Raw genomic sequence first — 15,810 nt, 5'->3', positions numbered from 1 at the left:
ACAATTAAATACTGGTGTGTGGTAACAGAACCCATGGAGCTCACAGCGCCACTGCAGTTCGACCACGTAGACCGACAGGACATCTACGAGTACGTCGAGTCTCACGGCCGCGTCGACGCCGAGAAGGTTCGCAAGGCCCTGCAGATGGAGCCACGGCCGTTCGGCCACCACGTCGCCATCCTCCAGCGCTCCGGCATGCTAGAGCGCGACGGGGACGAACTCCGCATCGCCTACGAGGACTCGGACACGCAGGAGTTCGAGACCGAGGAGGTGGAGTACACCATCCGGCAGGCCCGGCAGGAAGACCTGAAGGGTCTCGTCGGGGCCATCCGCGCGGCCATCGGGAGCGGGGCCTACGTCGACGCCGAGACGCTCGCCGACATCATCGACAGCGAGGGCGTCCTCCTCCGACACAACGAACTGGAGTCACGCATCTTCTTCGTGGCCTGCGTCGACGACGACGTGATCGGCTGGGTCCACGTCAAACACCCCGAAATCGAGAAGCTCAGCCACACCGCCGAACTCACGCTGGGCGTCCTCGTCCAGTACCGCGGGCAGGGCATCGGGTCGCACCTCCTCGAACGCGGCACCGAGTGGGCCAGCGACCACGGCTACGAGAAACTGTACAACTCTGTCCCCTCGATGAATCAAGACGCAATCGACTTCCTCGAAGCCCACGGCTGGGCGACGGAAGCCGTCCGCGAGGACCACTACAAGTTCGGCGACGACTATGCGGACGAGGTGATGCTGGCGAAGGAACTCTAGGACCAGTCGTCTACAGCGTCATCGAGCGGTTCGGCGACGACGCCGTCTTTCTGTGCCAGCACGCGGGCGTGGGCGGTACAGACGAGTACGTTGTCGGCCCACGGGACGTGTAGCTCCACTGCGGCCTCGTTCTCGCAGTCCGTCTCCTCGCAGGAGGTCATACGAGCGCGACCACCAGCATCGTCACCAGAATCGACCCGGTGAGCAGCGCCTGTACGACGCCGGAGGCGAGCATCCCGGCCGTCGTCACGAGCGCGGCTTTCAGCCCCTTCCGTGCGTCCTCCTGTCGGTAGAACTCGACGGCGAACACCGTCGCGGCGACGCCGAGGATGATACCCAGCGGTCCCGTCAGGAAGAAGAGGACGAGGCCGACGAGTCCGGCGAGGACGGCCGTGACGTTCGACGCGCCGCCGACGCGGGCCGCGACGGCCCCGCCGACGAAGTCGACGACCCACGTCAGCACGCCGACGAGGGTCAGCACCGCCAGTAACAGCGTCCCGGGTTCGGTCATGCCGGTGGCGACCCAGTAGAGGTAGACCCCCGCGAGCGACACCGGTGCCCCCGGCATCTGCGGAATCAGACTGCCGACGACGCCGGCGACCAGCAGTGCGAAGGCGAGACCGACGAGCAGCAGTTCCATCCCCGGTGTCATGTGTGGCGGTCGAGTTCCTCCTGTACCCACTCCTCGCCGTAGAGCCGTGTCAATCTTTCGACGGCTCCGCCGAGCGCCCGCATACACTGCCGACGGGAGACGAACTCCAGTTCCGCGGTCACCTCGTCCCACGGCCGTGCCTGCAGCACTTTCCGGACGAGCAGTCGCTCCTCGCGGTCGCTGAGGGCGTCCTCGTCGGCGGGCGCGACGAGATGGCACACCGTCAGGGAACGGAACGGCGCGGGGTTCGTGTCGAGGATGGCGGCGCCGCCCGGGACGCCGGCGACGAGTCGCCACTCCCACTCGGAGAGGCCCGGGTCCGGCGTGGCGTCGACGGCCCGGAGCGTCTCTCTGACCACGTCCGGGTCGCAGTCGTCCAGCGTGTCCGACAGCACCGCGGCGACGCGGTCACAGAACCACCCGGCGTGGCGGGCCGCCAGTTCCGCCCCGGCCTCGGAACAGGGGTCGACCATCACGGCCGAGTACTCACCGCTCGTATCGTTGCGCGAGGTAGAGAGGTGGACGGTGCCGTAGCCGTTCGCCCGCCAGAACTGCACGAGTTCCGGCGTCGCGCCGTAGCCGACGCCGACCCAGTCCACCTCGTCGGCGAACTCTGCCCGGACCCCACCGAGGAGACGCGACCCGAGTCCCCGTGACCTGACGGCGGCGTGCGTGGCGATGCGGAGGACGCGTTGTCCGACCGGCACCCCCGCGCCCTCGTCGCGCAACTGCGTCGTCAACACGTCAGGTACCATGTTGCCGCGGATGCGCCCGCCCCCGTACATCGTCGCCCGCGTCTCGGCCGAGAGGCCCCCTTCCCGTGCCAGCAGTGCGACGGCAGCGACGTGCCCGTGGTGTGTCAACGCCCGCACCGAGAGGTTCGGCGCGTCGAGCAGACGAGCGAGGTCGGCCGGTTCGGTGCGGTAGTGGGCCAGCACGAGCAACCCGAACACCTCCCGTAAGAGGTGCTCGTCGGCGAGCAAGTCCGCCGTCGAGAGGCGGCGGTACGCGACCGTCTCCGGCGTGGCGTTGGCGACCAACTGCTCGGCGGGCGGGCGGGCGTCGAGCAACAGCGCCCGGAACGCCCACACTTCGACGGGGTCGGCCTCGGCGTAGCGAATCGGCGTCGTCATGGTCACGTCCGTCACCGCGTGGGCGCTCTCGGCCAGACGGTCGCGAAACCGGACCGAGAACCCGCGACCGGCGCCCTCGTAGCCGTGGACCGTCGTCGTGAACGCGACGGCCGGCGCGTCGAGCAGTGCTTCGAGGCGGCGGACGGGGAGCGCGGCGGCCTCGTCGACGACGACCACGTCCGGGTCGTCGGGGAGTTGGACTGCGACGGCAGGTTCCGCGAACCGTATCCGGCCGCCGCCCTCGCCCCCGACGGCGAGTTCGTGGGGTGTGTCGGACCTGTCTCGTTCGACGTCGACGCCGAGCGTCTCGAACAGCGCCCCCGCCCGGACGAACACCTCGGCGGCGCTCCGGTACTGCGGCGCGGTCACGAGGACGTCCGTCCCGTCCAGCGCGAGGTTCGCCGCGGCGAGGCCGGCGGCGCTGGACTTCCCGCGTCCCCGGTCGGCCTCCACGACGACGGCGTGGCCGGGGTCACAGAGCACCTCGAACGCGTAAACGGCGTCCACTTGATCGTCGGTGAGGCAGGCCTCGTAGGTCTCCGGCCGGAAGACCGCGTCTTTGGGTAGTGCAGGCGGTTCGGGCGGGCGTCGTGGCGGCGGGTCGGTCAGGCCGTCGCTCTCGACGGTGTCACCGTCCGCCTCGACGTGGACGATGGCGACGCCCCGGTGGACCCGAAGCGTCTCGACCAGTCGGCGACGGAAGTGGCCGGTCACGTCGGCCACGTCGAACGGCGGCACCGCCAGCGTCTCGTCGAAGGCGTCGCGCCTACCGGGCCACTCGTCCAGCGGCGGCGTCAGGAGGACGAGGAGACCGCCCCCGTCGACGGCCCCGACGGCGGTGCCGAGCGCGTTCGGCCGGAGTTCGTCGTGGGCGTCGAGGACGACGGCGGTTCGGGTCCGACCGAGCAGTTCGCCGGCGCGTGACTGCTCGTGGCGCTCGCAGTCGAGTATCGGCTCGGGGCCGAGAATCGTGGTCTCGTCCCGGGCGACGTCGGCGGCGTCGAGGGCGTCGGCGGCACGGTCGCGGGTCCGCTCGCGGTCGCCGGCCAGCACGAGCAGCCGGCGCTCGTTCGAGCGGCGGGCCTCCGCGCGGAGCGACCGTGCGAGGTCCATACCGAGGCGTCGAACCGGCGCGGTCATGGGCCTGACGGTTCCGCCGGGAACCGGCCCGAACCCGGCGTCGAGCGGCCGGTCGGAGGACGGCTATGCACCCCGTTCGCACGCCATTTCGGCTTCGAAAGCGCTTTTAGGGCCGGTGGCACAGAATGGGGTACAGCCTGCGCCGGGTTGATGATGCTCCCAGCCCTTTTAGGACTACGCGCACCGCCGCGGTGCGCCGCGGGAACGCCCGCGACGGCGGGGGAGCCTGAGCCCGCGCGCAGGAGGTGACCATACAAATGCCAGTATACGTAGATTTCGACGTTCCGGCCGACCTCGAGGACGACGCCCTCGAGGCGCTGGAAGTCGCACGAGACACAGGCAGCGTCAAGAAGGGAACCAACGAGACGACCAAGGCCGTCGAGCGCGGCTCCGCGGAGCTCGTCTACGTCGCCGAGGACGTCCAGCCCGAGGAGATCGTCATGCACATCCCCGAGCTGGCCGACGAGAAGGGCGTCCCCTTCATCTTCGTCGAGCAGCAGGACGACCTGGGCCACGCCGCGGGCCTCGAAGTCGGTTCGGCCGCCGCCGCCGTCGTCGATGCGGGCGAGGCCGAGGGCGACGTCGAGGACATCGCCGCGAAGGTCGAGGAGCTTCGGTGAGGTGACGACGGATGAGTGCTGAGGAATCCGAAGGCAACGGCGCCACGCCCGCCGAGGTCATCGAGATCGTCGGCAAAACGGGGATGCACGGCGAGGCCATGCAGGTCAAGTGCCGCATCCGCGAGGGCGAGAACCAGGGGCGCATCATCACGCGCAACGTCCTGGGTCCCGTCCGAGAGGGCGACGTGCTCCAGCTCCGCGAAACGGCCCGCGAAGCCGACTCCATCGGGGGGCAGTAACGATGCCACAGACGCGCGAATGTGACTACTGCGGCGCGGACATCGAACCCGGTACGGGCACGATGCTCGTCCGGAACGACGGCACGACCATCCACTTCTGCTCCTCGAAGTGTGAGAACAACGCCGACCTCGGTCGCGAGGCTCGCAACCTCGGCTGGACGGAGTCCGGCTACAACGCGAGCGGCGAGAAGCAGGCCGAGGACGAGTCCGCGACGGAAGCGGCTGACGCAGACGAGAACGACGACGTCGACGCCGCACCCGACCTCGAAGCCGCAGAGGAAGACGTCGAGACTGCTGACGACGACGGCGACGAGGACGACGAGGAAGAGGCCGAGGAGGCTGAAGCCTGATGTCGGACGAGCGTACCTTCGTGATGGTGAAGCCGGACGGCGTCCAGCGCGGTCTCATCGGGGACATCGTCTCCCGCTTCGAAGAGCGCGGTCTGAAGATGGTCGCTGGCAAGTTCATGCAGATCGATCAGGACCTCGCCGAGGAACACTACGGCGAGCACGAGGGCAAGCCGTTCTTCGACGGCCTCGTGGACTTCATCACGTCCGGTCCGGTCTTCGCGATGGTCTGGGAAGGTCAGGACGCGACGCGACAGGTCCGAAAGATGATGGGCGAGACGGACCCCGCCGAGTCCGCCCCCGGGACCATCCGCGGCGACTACGGGCTAGACCTCGGTCGGAACGTCATCCACGGCTCCGACCACGAGGACGAAGGCGCCAACGAGCGCGAAATCGCTCTCTTCTTCGACGACGACGAACTCGTCGACTGGGAAAGCGTCGACGAGACCTGGCTGTACGAGTAAGCCGGGTTCTCCGCGACCACACGTTCTTTGCCGTTCGCTCCGATAGTGCCACCCGTGAGCCGAACGCTCTATCAACTGGACGGCTGTCCCTACTGTGAGAAAGTGGCCGACCGACTGGACGAACTCGACGTCGAGTACGAGAGCATCTGGGTCGACGCGTTACACTCCGACCGGGACGAGGTCAAGCGCGTCTCGGGACAGCGCGGCGTGCCGGTCCTCGTAGACGACGAGTACGGCGTCACGATGGCCGAGTCAGAGCGCATTCTGGAGTTCGCCGAGCAGACCTACGCCTGACGACCGAAGGTAAGCGCCGCACCGATGGTCACGAACACCAGCGGGAACAGCACAAAGAGGACGCCGGTGAAGTAGGGGTCTGGCTGCTGGCTGGCCGACCCGACGACGCCCTCCGCCGTCGTGAGGTCCCACCGCTGGACCATCGTCAGTGAGCCCACGAGGCCGACGGCGAGATACCCGACGGTGAAGCCGACACCGACCAGCGCCGCTTCACGGAGACGGCCACCGCTCGGATTCCGGCGCCGTCGCCCCTCGAACAGCCCCCCGGCGACGGTCAACGCGACCACGGGGACGAGGAAGTAGACGACTGGTGAGACGCTCGCCCCACCGTTGGCCAGCGAGAGGTAGAGGTCGTTTCCGTACGGCGACCCGGCTATCTGAATCGTGGCCCGCAGCACCGTCGGGACGTGGTGGGCGTTGAACAGGACGTGGGCGTACTGGATGAACACCGCCGCCGTCGAGTCGATGGCGGGGACGCTCCGGTCGACCGACGAGGGGCCGACGACGAACAGCGCCGCGACGACCAGATACTCGAGGACGAACGTTCCGATAGCCGCCGTGCTCGCCTCTGTCCACGGGAACGTCCGGAGAGGGGCCGACAGAACGGCGTCGTCGGCGTCTCCGCTCGCGGCGGCTGTGTCGTCGGTATCGGCTTGGGTTGTCACTGCGTACCATATTGCTGCACGAAAGATGAGTCTGGTGGTCTTACCGCTCCTCGGGTTCGAAGTCGAGCGCCGCGCCGTTGATGCAGTAGCGCTTCCCCGTGGGTTCGGGGCCGTCGTCGAAGACGTGGCCGAGGTGGCCCCCGCAGTTGGCACAGACGACTTCGGTCCGGCGCATCCCGTGGCTCTCGTCGAGTCGCGTCTCGACGGTCCCCTCGTCGTAGACGTCCCAGAAACTCGGCCACCCCGTCTCGGAGTCGAACTTCTCCTCGCTGTCGAACAGTTCGGCGCCACACCCGGAGCAGGTGAACACGCCAGATTGCTCGACGTCCAGCAGGTCGCTGCTGAACCGCGGTTCGGTGCCGGCCTCGCGGAGGATGCGGTACTCCTCGTCGGTCAGTATCTCCCGCCACTCCTCGTCGTTGTCGGGCAGCTCGCCCTCTTGTTCGCTCATACCCGCTCGTAGGGGCCGGAGGGGTATAAGCCCACGTCAGCGCCCCGGTTCAGTCGTCGGCCGGCGACCGCTTCTCGGGGAGTTCGTGGGCCGATATCGACGCTTTGGGGGCGAGGAACCTCGCGGGGTCGAACGCCGTCAGGTCCTCGTCGTTTGCGACCCGGTCGGGCCAATCGGGGTTCGCGAGCGCGCTCGTCGCGAGCGTCACGAGGTCGGCTCCGTCGTCCACTGCCTGCCGGGCGGCGTCGGGGTCGCCGAGGCCACCGTTGGCGATGACCGTCGTCCCCTCGGTGACGTGTTCGACGGCCGCCTCGGCGAGCGTCGGTCCCTCGTCGCCGAACGTGGGACTGGTCGCGTCCGGTTCCGTGGTGTGGACGTAGTCCGCACCGGCGGCCGAGAGGCGCTCGAAGAACACTGCCGCTGCGTCCTCGCCCTCGGGCCACGCGTACTCGTCGTTGGTTACTCGGGTCTGTGAGAGACGGACGCCGACGACGAACTCGTCCGGCACGGCGTCGTGGACGGCCGAGACGACCGACTCGGGGTAGCGGACCCGCGCGTCCGGGCCACCGCCGTATTCGTCGTCACGCCGGTTCATGTCCGCCGCGAGGAATTCGTTGAGGAGGTACCCGTTGGCGGCGTGAATCTCGACGCCGTCGAACCCGGCCTCGTGGGCGTTCACTGCGGCGTCGACGAACCCATCGCGGGCGGCGTCGAGGTCGTCTTCCGTGGCTCGCTTCGGTTCGGGGAACTCGCCGCTCCCGCCGTAGGCTTCGGCCTTCTCGGCGTCCGGGCCGACGGTCGACGGCGCGAGGGTCGCCTCGCCGTCGACGTGGGGGTTCCCCTGCGTCTGTGCCCCGCCGTGCATCAGCTGGGCGACGACGGGTGCCCCGGCATCGTGGACAGCCTCTGTGACCCGTGACCACGCGGTCACGTGGCCGTCGGTGACGAGTCCCGGCTGGTTCGGATATCCTTGACTGTAGTCGTCGTCGGTGTAGACGCCCTCGGTGATGAGTACCGAGAAGCCACCGTCGGCGAACTTCGCGTAGTAGTCGGCCATCTCCTCGGTGGCCCGACCGTCTGCGGTCGCGCTCACCCGCGTCATCGGCGCGAGACCGACCCGGTTATCGAGCGATAGCGTCCCGAGCGTCGTCGAGTCGAACAACATCTCGGAGGTGAGTACGCGAGGGTCGGCATTAACCGGCCGTTCGGAGTATGCCGAATCGTGTGTTGGCTCCCCACACTGCGCTTCGGTCGGGGGAGACGACGGGACGCTGGCTATTTGCACGGCGGCGTCGAAAGCCGGCCATGCACGTCGACGCCGCCCGCGGGACGGAGGTGCTGGGGGCGATTATCCACGAAGCGAGGGCCGAGAAGATAACCTTCATGGCCGGCTCTATCGCGTACCACGCCTTTCTCTCTATCCTCCCGCTGTTGTTGCTCGTCCTGACACTCGTCCAGCGGACGCAAAACGTCGCCGTGCGCGACTCCGTCGTCGGCATCATGCAGGCCGTGCTGACCGAGCAGTCCAGCGAACTCATCCAGCAGGGGTTGACCGAAGCGGACGCCTCCGCCTCCCTGCTGGGCATCGCGTTCCTCGTCTGGGGCGCGCTCCGCATCTTCCGCGGTCTCGATACGGCCTTTTCGGACATCTACGAGACCAGCAGCGAGAACACCTTCGCCGACCAGTTGCTGGACGGGTTGCTGTTGCTCGCCACCGTCGCGGTGGCCATCGTCAGCGTCGGCGTCGTCGGCAACCTCGTCTCCATCTCTGGCGACGGCGCTCTCGGTACGGGGCTCCGGGGGGCGGTGACGGCCGTTGGCCTGTTCGTGGTGTTCTACCCCATGTACTACGTCTTCCCGGATACCGACGTCTCGCTGGCCGAAGTCGTCCCCGGAACGGCCCTCGCTGCTGTCGGCCTCACCGTCGCACAGGCGCTCTTTACCACGTTCAAGTCCGGCGGCGCCGGGTCCAACCTCGTCGCCAGTATCCTCGTTCTCCTCACGTGGCTTTACGTCATCGGCCTCGTGGTGTTGCTGGGCGCCGTGGTCAACGCCGTCCTCTCGAACCGCTCTGCGGACGTCGACATCGCACCGGTCGTCGGTGGCATCCCGGAACGAGCGACGGACGGTCGCGCGCCCGTCGACCGCGCCGTGTTGCTCGCCGAACTCGACGGCCTCGCCGACCGTCTCGCCGACGGCGAGGCGGCCGTGACGATAGCCGTCGGGGAGGAGACGGTGACGCTCGTCCCGCCGCAGACGGCCACCGTCGACCGAGAGTCGAGCGTGTTCGGATTGGACGACTCGGTGGCGATGACGCTCCGGTGGTGGCCTGACGACTAGAAACGTCGACGTGGCGACGAGAAGAGCCAGGGGTGGGATTTGAACCCACGAACTCTCGATTACAAGTCGAGTGCTTGGACCACCCAAGCTCCCCTGGCGCTCGCGTTCGTCCGTTGCAGGGGGACTGTTTAGAGAGTATCGTTTTCCGTCGACTTTTCGAGTTCGATTCGGTGGGGGGCGTAGCCGTGGTCGGCGTAGAACCGGCGGGCGGATTCGTTCGCGGCCATCACCTCCAGCGCCACGACTGTGGCGCCGTTCTCGGCCAGCGCTTTCTCGCCAGCGGCGAGGAGTTCGCTGCCGATACCCTCGCGGCGGTAGTCGGGGCGGACGTAGATGTTCTCGATGAGGCCCCGCGTGCGTCGCTGTTCGTAGCGCCCTCGCTCCATCGAGACCATGACGAATCCGACGAGCGTCTCCCCGTCACGGGCGACGAGCAGTTCGTCGGCGACGACTCGCTGAAGCACTGCCTCGCGTATCGCGGTCCGATTCTCGGACGCGAGGAGGTGCGAGCCGTAGGTCTGCTGGTCGCGTGCGAGGGCAACCCACTGGTCGACGACGGCGTCCACGTCGGCCGCTGTCGCGAGCGTTATTTCCACAGGGTATCTCGGATGCACGAGTCCAAAACAGTAGTGCCAAAGCGGGTATCAGACGTCCCGACAGTCCGTACACAACAACTGACCGTTGAACGACGCGAGGTTGCGGGTGAAAGTCCCGCAGGCAGAGCAGATGCCCTGTTCTTCGAACGAGTCCTCGGCGGCCGTCGTTCCGTCCGTCGTCGCCCCCTGTCCGGTGGGGGCCATCTGGGCTTCCTCGCGGACCTGCTCTGTCGTTTCGCTCTCTAGTCGCGCGGTCGAGAGGATGTCGTGTTCGGTCAACGTCCCGAGCGGTTCGCCGTCTTCGGTGACGAGGACCCAGTCTGACGACCACGCGGCCATCTGGTCACGCGCTTCCGGAAGCCGGGCGTCCGGTGAGATGGACGGGACCGATTCGGTCATCACCTCGCCGACTGTGGCCGATTCGAGGGTGCCTTCGGAGACGAGATAGCCGAGGATGTCCACTTGCGTGATTACGCCGACTGGATCGTTACCACGAAGGACCAGTGCGGTCGGTTCGTCTTCCCGAACCAGGAGTTCGGTCGTCTCGAGGAGATCGTCAGATTCGCTCGCGCCGACGTACTCGCGGTTCATCACCTCCCGTACGGAGACCGGATCGTTCATGTGTGTCTTTATCTGCCGAGGCGGCTAAAAGATACCTCCATCACGTTTATGCTACGTGGTACCGAAGACCAAGGTTAATTCTCTCCCACCGATTCAGATCGACCTGCGGGTATGACTGCGCCGACCCCGTCGAGCGCCGTCCCGCAACAACGGCGGACGCGCCTAGCCGACCGAGCGGCCGCTATGCGGTATCGGTGATGACGAGTCGGCGGGCCGAATCAGGTCCGGCCTCGACCGACGATACCCCGGTGCCGTAGCTCGACGGTCCCCAGCATCGAGTCGTACTCGACGACCCCTGTCGCCGTCAACTTCGGGATGTGTTCAGTGAACAGTTCGTCACGCATGATCTCTCGGTCGGCATCACTGACTGTCGACTCCGGAATCCCGCGCTGGCGGGCGACGACGGCCGTCGCGAGGTCGCCGACGACCATCGCTCGGTCGCGTTCGTCGAGAATCGACAGGGCTAGACGCCGACTATCCTCCGACAGCAGGTCGTCGACGACGGCCTCCGGTAGCTCCGCCGGGTCGGAATCGCCGTCAGTGCCTCGTGTCGCCATAGTGGAGCGTACGACAGTCTCCTACAAGTATGTGTCGTGGACTCACACCACACGGAGAGCGTCGCCTCGTCACTCAGGCGTGTTCGAGACGGTAGGGCCACAGATCGGCCTCGCGGAGCGCCCGGCCGAGGGCCCTGTGGAAATCTGGGAAGTCCTCGAACTCGCCCTGATCGACGTACTCGAATATCTCCTCGACGCTGACGACCGTCTCGTAGTCGATACGGACCGGATGGTCGCCGTACTGCTCGACGTACTCCTCGGCCGTGAGCGGGAAGTCCTCGTCTTCGTCGATTTTCTTCGCGAGGACGGCGTGTCCGTACTTCCGGCGGCCTTCGCTGCCCTCTTCACCATCTGGGTCGTGCGGCCAGTCCATACGTGTGGCTGGGTACAGCGACACAAAAAGGATTGCTCTCCGGCGACTCGACCCTAGAGTTGGTCGAATCCGCCGCCGCTGCCACCGCCGCCGCCGCGGCGAAGCACCAACACGAGACCGAAGAACACGACGAGAGCGACCCCGATGCCGCCGCCGAGGTAGACGGTGTCGATACCCATCACCGTCGCCGGGACGCCCGCTGGGACCGAGATAGCGGGGCCGTTATCGGGCGCCGTGGTCTCTGCGGGCGTGGACTGACTGGTGGTCGTCGTCGCTTCCGTCCTCGTCGGGGTGTCGTCTGCGACCTGTCCTTCCGAGATGACGATGCTCCCGGCGTCGTCGTCGTTCAATGCGATTTCGTAGGTGCCGGCCGAGCTAACGTCGTGGGTGAGACGAATCGTGCGCTCGCTGTCTGCCGGCATCGTCACCGTCGTCGCGTTCACTCGCTCGTCGTTGACGACCATCGCCCCTTCGTACTCACCGGCGACGCTGCCGTTGTTCCTGACGACGGCTTCGAGGACGAGGCGCTGCCCACTGTCTAACTGCGTCGTGCTCAGCGACGTGTCCTCGACGGTGAACTCGGGTTCGATACGGCCGGCAGCGAACGTCGAGAACTCCGTCGCCGTCACTTCGTAGACGACGCTATTCGCTCGCTCCTCGACGATAGCGGTGTCGAGGGGCTCCCACGCGGACCCGTTGCGGTGGTACAGCGTCACCTCGCTCTGGTCGAGGCCGACCTCGCGGAGTCGGGACCGGTCGAGCGAGAACCGGACCGTGGCCTGCTCGATGTCCGCCGTCGAGTCGACGGTGAAGACGCTGGCGACGGTCGCCGACCTACCAGACGGGACTTCTACCGTCGCCGCCGACGGGTCGGTGTACTCGATTATCTGCTGTGTGTACGACGACTCGCTCGTCTGGACGGTCCACGTCTCGACGGCGAACGAGCGGTTCGTCGAGTTCGGGATGTCGAGCGTGTACGGGCGCGTCGTCGAGACGGACCCCGCGCGCACTTCGATGGCTCGCTGGGCAGCGTCCGCGCTCTCGACCGTCGCTTTCGCCCGCTGAACCTCGACGAGTCCGGCCTCGCGGTCGTTGACCGAGAGTCTGTAGGTCCCGGGTGAACTGAACGAGACCGTCTGGTTGACCTGCACAGACTCGTCTGCCGCGACGACGACCCGTTGTGAGGCGAAGTCGCTACCGTTGCGATTGAACTCGAACGTGAACCCTCCCGACTCGTCGCCGAGGTTCTTCACTCGGGCGGTCACGGTCACGTTCTCGCCGACGAGGACCGTCGACTCCTGTACGTTCGCGTTCGAGAGATACATACTCGGTGCCGCCGCCGCGGGTGTCGCAAGCGCCCCGGCGACGAGGAGGACTACGAGACCGACGGAAACACACCGGCTCCCGATGTCCCATTCGGACCAGATGTCTGGCTGCATCACGTAGTCCTGACCCGTACCAGTGGCTTAAAACCGCCCGGTCGTTACCACGGTTTTTTGAACTATCGTTGCTGAAAAATACGCCGTCGTACCCAATTTCGACACACTCGGTCACCGTCGGTCCAGACAGCCGACTCGGCCGACCCGGGACGAGGCGTTCGTCGGGAATCACGCTGCCCCGACTCTCGCGTCGTTCTCTCTGGACGGACGGTCGGGCTGGGAGGTGAATCCGATGCCAGCGCACTGCGCTCGGTCTACCGTGGTCCGACTGTCAGTCGTACCGATCCCTCTCGCGTGACTCGGAGCAAAACGGTGGGGCTGGGATTTGAACCCAGGAATCCGTGAGGATACCGGTTTTCAAGACCGGCGCAATAGGCCACTCTGCCACCCCACCGCAGGCACTGCTAACGGGTGATTCCTCTAAGGCCTATCGATTACTCGCGAACCAACATTGGGTCGCCGTCGGCGTCTCGCACACGCAACCCCAACTCGTCGAGGACCGTCGTCGTCCGCGGCGGCACCACGCGTCCGGTCCGGACACGGGCGCGGAGCAGGGGGACGATCGTTCGGAGGTCGGCCGGCGTCTCGACGACGGGGTTCGTCGGGAGGAAGTCGACGCCGTGGTCGGCGTCGGCGGCCCGGTCGACGAGCGTTTCGACGGCCGGCGTGGTGTAGGCGTCCTCGAAGTCTATCGGGTCGGCGAACCCGGCGTAGTACACGCGGCCGTCGGTCGACGGCCCGAGGACGACGTCGCTGGAGCGGAGTTTCATCGCGGCGCTATCTATCTGCTGGCGAGCGAGCAACGCGGCGGTCGGTTTCACGGCGGCGACGGTGGCCACGCCCTCTCGGTCGAGCAGGTGGGTGACGGTGTTGCCGATGCGGCCGGCGAACGTCGACCCGACCTGTACTTCGTACCGGGCCTCGCCGGGGTTTTGCAGGGCGTCGTCGAGTGGCTCTCTGACCGCCGCCTCTGGGTCGACGCCGTCGGGCACCTGTTCGCCGGGACGGTAGTTGACGAGCAACTCGGCACCGCTGGCCTCGACGGCGCGACAGACGTCGCCCAGCATCGCGGTGTAGAGGGCTGTCGCCTCGGATTCGTCGAGCGGTCCCGCGGCCAACTCGGGCAGGACGAACCCCTCGACTGGGGGGTCCGCGAGGACTGCGACCGTAGTCATACCTCACTCTGGGGCCGTCTGTGGTTAGTCGGTTCCGTTCTGTGTACGAGACGAGAACACCCGGGTAGGCGACGACGGAGCTATCGACCGCGCCGGCCCTTCGTCTGGCGGTAGTCCTGTCCGAGGACGTCACTGAAGTGCTCTACGAACGCCTCTCGTTCGTCGTCGGTCTGCTCGGCGGGCGGGAGCATCGGCAGAATCTCGAAGCCACGGCCGCGGATGGTCGTCGCGTGGCGCTCCTCGATGTCCAACTCGTCCTCGGAGAGCGTCGTGTACTCGAAGGCCAGTTCTTCGAGGGGGCGCTGGCCGACGGGGAGTAGAATCTCGGGGTTTATCATCCGTATCTCGCTGTTGAGGTACGGTTCGCAGTTCACGACCTCCTCGTCCGTCGCCGCTCGGTCGGGGTGGCGACACCGGGTGACGTAGGTGAGGAAGACGTTTTTCAGGTCGGGTTCGTCGGCGTCGGTGTCCTCGACCATGTCGACGCTGCGGAGGACGTCCAGCAGTTCGCGGTCCGTCTCGCCGGTGAAGGGGATGCCAGACTCGTCGGCGCCCTCGCTCGGCGAATCGCCGAGGACGACGAACTCCGCGCCGACGTCGCCGTAGCCGTGGACGACGTTCTCCCGGGTCTCACACAGCGCCGGGCAGTTCTGACAGTTCTCGTCCATCCCGAACGGGTTCGCGATGGACTCCTGGTTGGCGTCCATGTTAGTCCTCGTCGACGGTCTTGGCGTGCGTCTCGGCGTCCTCGGGGTCGTTCTGCGGGCTGGACGGGTGGTAGTCGGTGTCGTACTCGCCGGGACGCCCGTCGAGGCGGTCGGGGTTGATGCGCCCGCCCAGCAACATGAAGTCGAGCACCGTACAGTACAGCATCGCTTCGACGACGGGGACGGCACGGGGCGGCAGGACGGGGTCGTGACGGCCCGTCACGGTGATTTCCTTCTCCTCGCCGGTCTCCCAGTCGACGGTCGTCTGGGTCTTCGGGATGGAGACCGGCGGGTGCCAGCTAACTTCGCCGTAGATGGGCTGTCCCGTGGTGATACCGCCCTGGATGCCGCCGTGGTCGTTGCCCTCCGGCACCGGGTCGCCGTTCTCGTCGAACGCCCAGTCCTCGTTGTACTCGCTGCCCGCCGTCGTCCGGGCCTCGCGGCCGATGCCGTACTCGAAGTCGTTGACCGCCGGGATGGAGTACATCGCCTGTGCGAGGCGGGAGGGGAAACTGTCGAACCGCGGGGCGCCCAGTCCGCGGGGGACGCCGCGACACTCGAAGTAGATGGCGCCGCCGATGGAGTCGCCCTCTTTCTGATACTGATCGGCCAGTTCGCGCATCTCCTCGGCGGCCTCGGGGTCGGCACACCGGACCTCGTTCTCCTCGGAGTGTTCCAGCATCTCCTCGAAGGTCACGTCGTCCGCCTCGACGTCTCCTATCTGGCAGACGTGAGCCTTGATCGTCACGTCGTAGTCGGACTGTGCTAAGACCTGCTTTGCGACGCCGCCGGCCGCGACCCAGTTGACCGTCTCGCGGGCCGAGGAGCGGCCGCCGCCGCCCCAGTTGCGCGTCCCGAACTTCGCCGAGTAGGTGTAGTCGCCGTGGGAGGGGCGCGGGGCCGTGATGAACGGTTCGTACTTGCCGGAGCGGGCGTCCTTGTTCTGGATGACCATCCCGATGGGCGTCCCCGTCGTGTAGCCGTCCTGTACGCCGGAGTTGAGTTTCACCTTGTCCGGTTCGCCCCGCGAGGTCGTAATCATCGACTGACCGGGTTTGCGACGGTCCAAGTCCTCCTGAATCTGCTCTTCGGAGAGTTCGACGCCTGCTGGAACGCCCGAGACCGTACATCCCATGGCCTCCCCGTGTGACTCGCCGTAGGTCGTCATCCGAAAGAGACGACCGAACTCGTTGCCGTTCATTAGCAACGTTTCGGGGGCGGGGGCATTTGAA

The 15,810-nt window shown here is 66.9% G+C and carries 21 protein-coding genes and 2 tRNA genes; 7 read left to right on the top strand and 16 right to left on the bottom strand.

Going from position 1 to position 15,810, the window contains the following annotated elements:
* The first annotated feature begins 33 nt into the window (after positions 1–33).
* Positions 34–765 (top strand): GNAT family N-acetyltransferase, encoded by a 732-nt coding sequence (locus tag IEY28_RS06210; protein WP_188995513.1) that lies wholly within the window; start codon positions 34–36, stop codon positions 763–765.
* Here IEY28_RS06210 and IEY28_RS06205 read toward each other — a convergent pair.
* From IEY28_RS06205 to tmcA, 3 genes are read right to left on the bottom strand one after another with little or no spacing between them, the layout of a single operon-like run.
* Positions 762–926 carry a DUF8014 family protein gene (locus IEY28_RS06205; protein ID WP_188995511.1) on the bottom strand — a complete coding sequence of 55 codons (165 nt, stop codon included), beginning with the start codon at positions 924–926 and terminating at the stop codon, positions 762–764. The two genes, IEY28_RS06210 and IEY28_RS06205, sit on opposite strands and share 4 nt — an antisense overlap.
* Positions 923–1,417, bottom strand: coding sequence for a DUF456 family protein (locus tag IEY28_RS06200; RefSeq protein WP_188995509.1), 495 nt, complete (start codon positions 1,415–1,417; stop codon positions 923–925). The genes IEY28_RS06205 and IEY28_RS06200 overlap by 4 nt, the downstream gene beginning before the upstream one ends.
* A complete protein-coding gene (gene tmcA, locus IEY28_RS06195; RefSeq protein WP_188995507.1) occupies positions 1,414–3,663 on the bottom strand; it encodes a tRNA(Met) cytidine acetyltransferase TmcA in 2,250 nt (749 codons plus the stop codon). Before tmcA ends, IEY28_RS06200 begins: the two co-directional genes overlap by 4 nt.
* A gap of 284 nt (positions 3,664–3,947) precedes the next feature.
* On the opposite strand from tmcA, the gene rpl7ae reads away from it, so the two are divergent.
* The 5 genes from rpl7ae to IEY28_RS06170 are packed head-to-tail and all read left to right on the top strand — an operon-like array spanning position 3,948 to position 5,654.
* Positions 3,948–4,310 (top strand): 50S ribosomal protein L7Ae, encoded by a 363-nt coding sequence (gene rpl7ae / locus IEY28_RS06190; RefSeq protein ID WP_188995505.1) that lies wholly within the window; start codon positions 3,948–3,950, stop codon positions 4,308–4,310.
* Positions 4,311–4,321: 11 nt separating this feature from the next.
* Positions 4,322–4,549 (top strand): 30S ribosomal protein S28e, encoded by a 228-nt coding sequence (locus IEY28_RS06185; RefSeq protein WP_166970787.1) that lies wholly within the window; start codon positions 4,322–4,324, stop codon positions 4,547–4,549.
* A 2-nt stretch (positions 4,550–4,551) separates the two neighbouring features.
* Positions 4,552–4,899 carry a 50S ribosomal protein L24e gene (locus IEY28_RS06180; protein WP_188995503.1) on the top strand — a complete coding sequence of 116 codons (348 nt, stop codon included), beginning with the start codon at positions 4,552–4,554 and terminating at the stop codon, positions 4,897–4,899.
* Positions 4,896–5,360 carry a nucleoside-diphosphate kinase gene (gene ndk, locus IEY28_RS06175; RefSeq protein WP_188995712.1) on the top strand — a complete coding sequence of 155 codons (465 nt, stop codon included), beginning with the start codon at positions 4,896–4,898 and terminating at the stop codon, positions 5,358–5,360. Before IEY28_RS06180 ends, ndk begins: the two co-directional genes overlap by 4 nt.
* A 54-nt stretch (positions 5,361–5,414) precedes the next feature.
* Entirely contained in the window at positions 5,415–5,654 is a 240-nt protein-coding gene (locus IEY28_RS06170) for a glutaredoxin family protein (protein ID WP_188995501.1), read from the top strand.
* Here the strand turns inward: IEY28_RS06170 and IEY28_RS06165 are convergent.
* Genes IEY28_RS06165 through IEY28_RS06155 form a run of 3 tightly spaced genes read right to left on the bottom strand, consistent with a single transcriptional unit; the run spans position 5,645 to position 7,935 of the window.
* On the bottom strand, positions 5,645–6,319 hold the full coding sequence (locus IEY28_RS06165; RefSeq protein WP_188995500.1) for a DUF7978 family protein: 675 nt from the start codon (positions 6,317–6,319) through the stop codon (positions 5,645–5,647). The genes IEY28_RS06170 and IEY28_RS06165 overlap by 10 nt on opposite strands.
* Positions 6,320–6,359: 40 nt before the next feature.
* Complete coding sequence (msrB, locus tag IEY28_RS06160; RefSeq protein WP_188995498.1) at positions 6,360–6,770, bottom strand: peptide-methionine (R)-S-oxide reductase MsrB; 411 nt, start codon at positions 6,768–6,770, stop codon at positions 6,360–6,362.
* A gap of 49 nt (positions 6,771–6,819) precedes the next feature.
* Entirely contained in the window at positions 6,820–7,935 is a 1,116-nt protein-coding gene (locus tag IEY28_RS06155) for an oxidoreductase (protein ID WP_188995496.1), read from the bottom strand.
* A gap of 140 nt (positions 7,936–8,075) precedes the next feature.
* Here IEY28_RS06155 and IEY28_RS06150 point away from each other — a divergent pair, with 140 nt between their 5' ends.
* Complete coding sequence (locus IEY28_RS06150) at positions 8,076–9,110, top strand: YhjD/YihY/BrkB family envelope integrity protein (protein ID WP_188995494.1); 1,035 nt, start codon at positions 8,076–8,078, stop codon at positions 9,108–9,110.
* Positions 9,111–9,134: 24 nt separating this feature from the next.
* On the opposite strand, the gene IEY28_RS06145 is transcribed toward IEY28_RS06150, so the two are convergent.
* The 10 genes from IEY28_RS06145 to aroC all read right to left on the bottom strand — a co-directional run bounded on the left by IEY28_RS06145 (position 9,135) and on the right by aroC (position 15,779).
* A tRNA-Thr gene (locus IEY28_RS06145) sits at positions 9,135–9,208 on the bottom strand.
* Positions 9,209–9,238: 30 nt separating this feature from the next.
* Positions 9,239–9,706 (bottom strand): GNAT family N-acetyltransferase, encoded by a 468-nt coding sequence (locus tag IEY28_RS06140; protein WP_188995492.1) that lies wholly within the window; start codon positions 9,704–9,706, stop codon positions 9,239–9,241.
* A 48-nt stretch (positions 9,707–9,754) separates the two neighbouring features.
* Positions 9,755–10,327 (bottom strand): CBS domain-containing protein, encoded by a 573-nt coding sequence (locus IEY28_RS06135; RefSeq protein WP_188995490.1) that lies wholly within the window; start codon positions 10,325–10,327, stop codon positions 9,755–9,757.
* Positions 10,328–10,545: 218 nt separating this feature from the next.
* Positions 10,546–10,884 (bottom strand): DUF7344 domain-containing protein, encoded by a 339-nt coding sequence (locus tag IEY28_RS06130; RefSeq protein WP_188995488.1) that lies wholly within the window; start codon positions 10,882–10,884, stop codon positions 10,546–10,548.
* A gap of 73 nt (positions 10,885–10,957) precedes the next feature.
* Entirely contained in the window at positions 10,958–11,257 is a 300-nt protein-coding gene (locus IEY28_RS06125) for a DUF5785 family protein (protein WP_166970764.1), read from the bottom strand.
* A gap of 53 nt (positions 11,258–11,310) precedes the next feature.
* Positions 11,311–12,696 carry a PGF-pre-PGF domain-containing protein gene (locus IEY28_RS06120; RefSeq protein ID WP_188995486.1) on the bottom strand — a complete coding sequence of 462 codons (1,386 nt, stop codon included), beginning with the start codon at positions 12,694–12,696 and terminating at the stop codon, positions 11,311–11,313.
* 310 nt (positions 12,697–13,006) lie between these two features.
* A tRNA-Ser gene (locus IEY28_RS06115) sits at positions 13,007–13,090 on the bottom strand.
* Between the two features lie 40 nt (positions 13,091–13,130).
* Positions 13,131–13,871 carry a glycosyltransferase family protein gene (locus tag IEY28_RS06110; RefSeq protein ID WP_188995484.1) on the bottom strand — a complete coding sequence of 247 codons (741 nt, stop codon included), beginning with the start codon at positions 13,869–13,871 and terminating at the stop codon, positions 13,131–13,133.
* 80 nt (positions 13,872–13,951) lie between these two features.
* On the bottom strand, positions 13,952–14,578 hold the full coding sequence (locus tag IEY28_RS06105) for a uracil-DNA glycosylase (RefSeq protein ID WP_188995482.1): 627 nt from the start codon (positions 14,576–14,578) through the stop codon (positions 13,952–13,954).
* A gap of 1 nt (position 14,579) precedes the next feature.
* On the bottom strand, positions 14,580–15,779 hold the full coding sequence (aroC, locus tag IEY28_RS06100) for a chorismate synthase (RefSeq protein ID WP_188995480.1): 1,200 nt from the start codon (positions 15,777–15,779) through the stop codon (positions 14,580–14,582).
* Positions 15,780–15,810 lie beyond the last annotated feature (31 nt).

The sequence above is a fragment of the Haloarcula pellucida genome, from assembly GCF_014647235.1.
Taxonomy (GTDB): domain Archaea; phylum Halobacteriota; class Halobacteria; order Halobacteriales; family Haloarculaceae; genus Haloarcula; species Haloarcula pellucida.
This window is presented reverse-complemented; position numbering and strand designations above follow the sequence as displayed.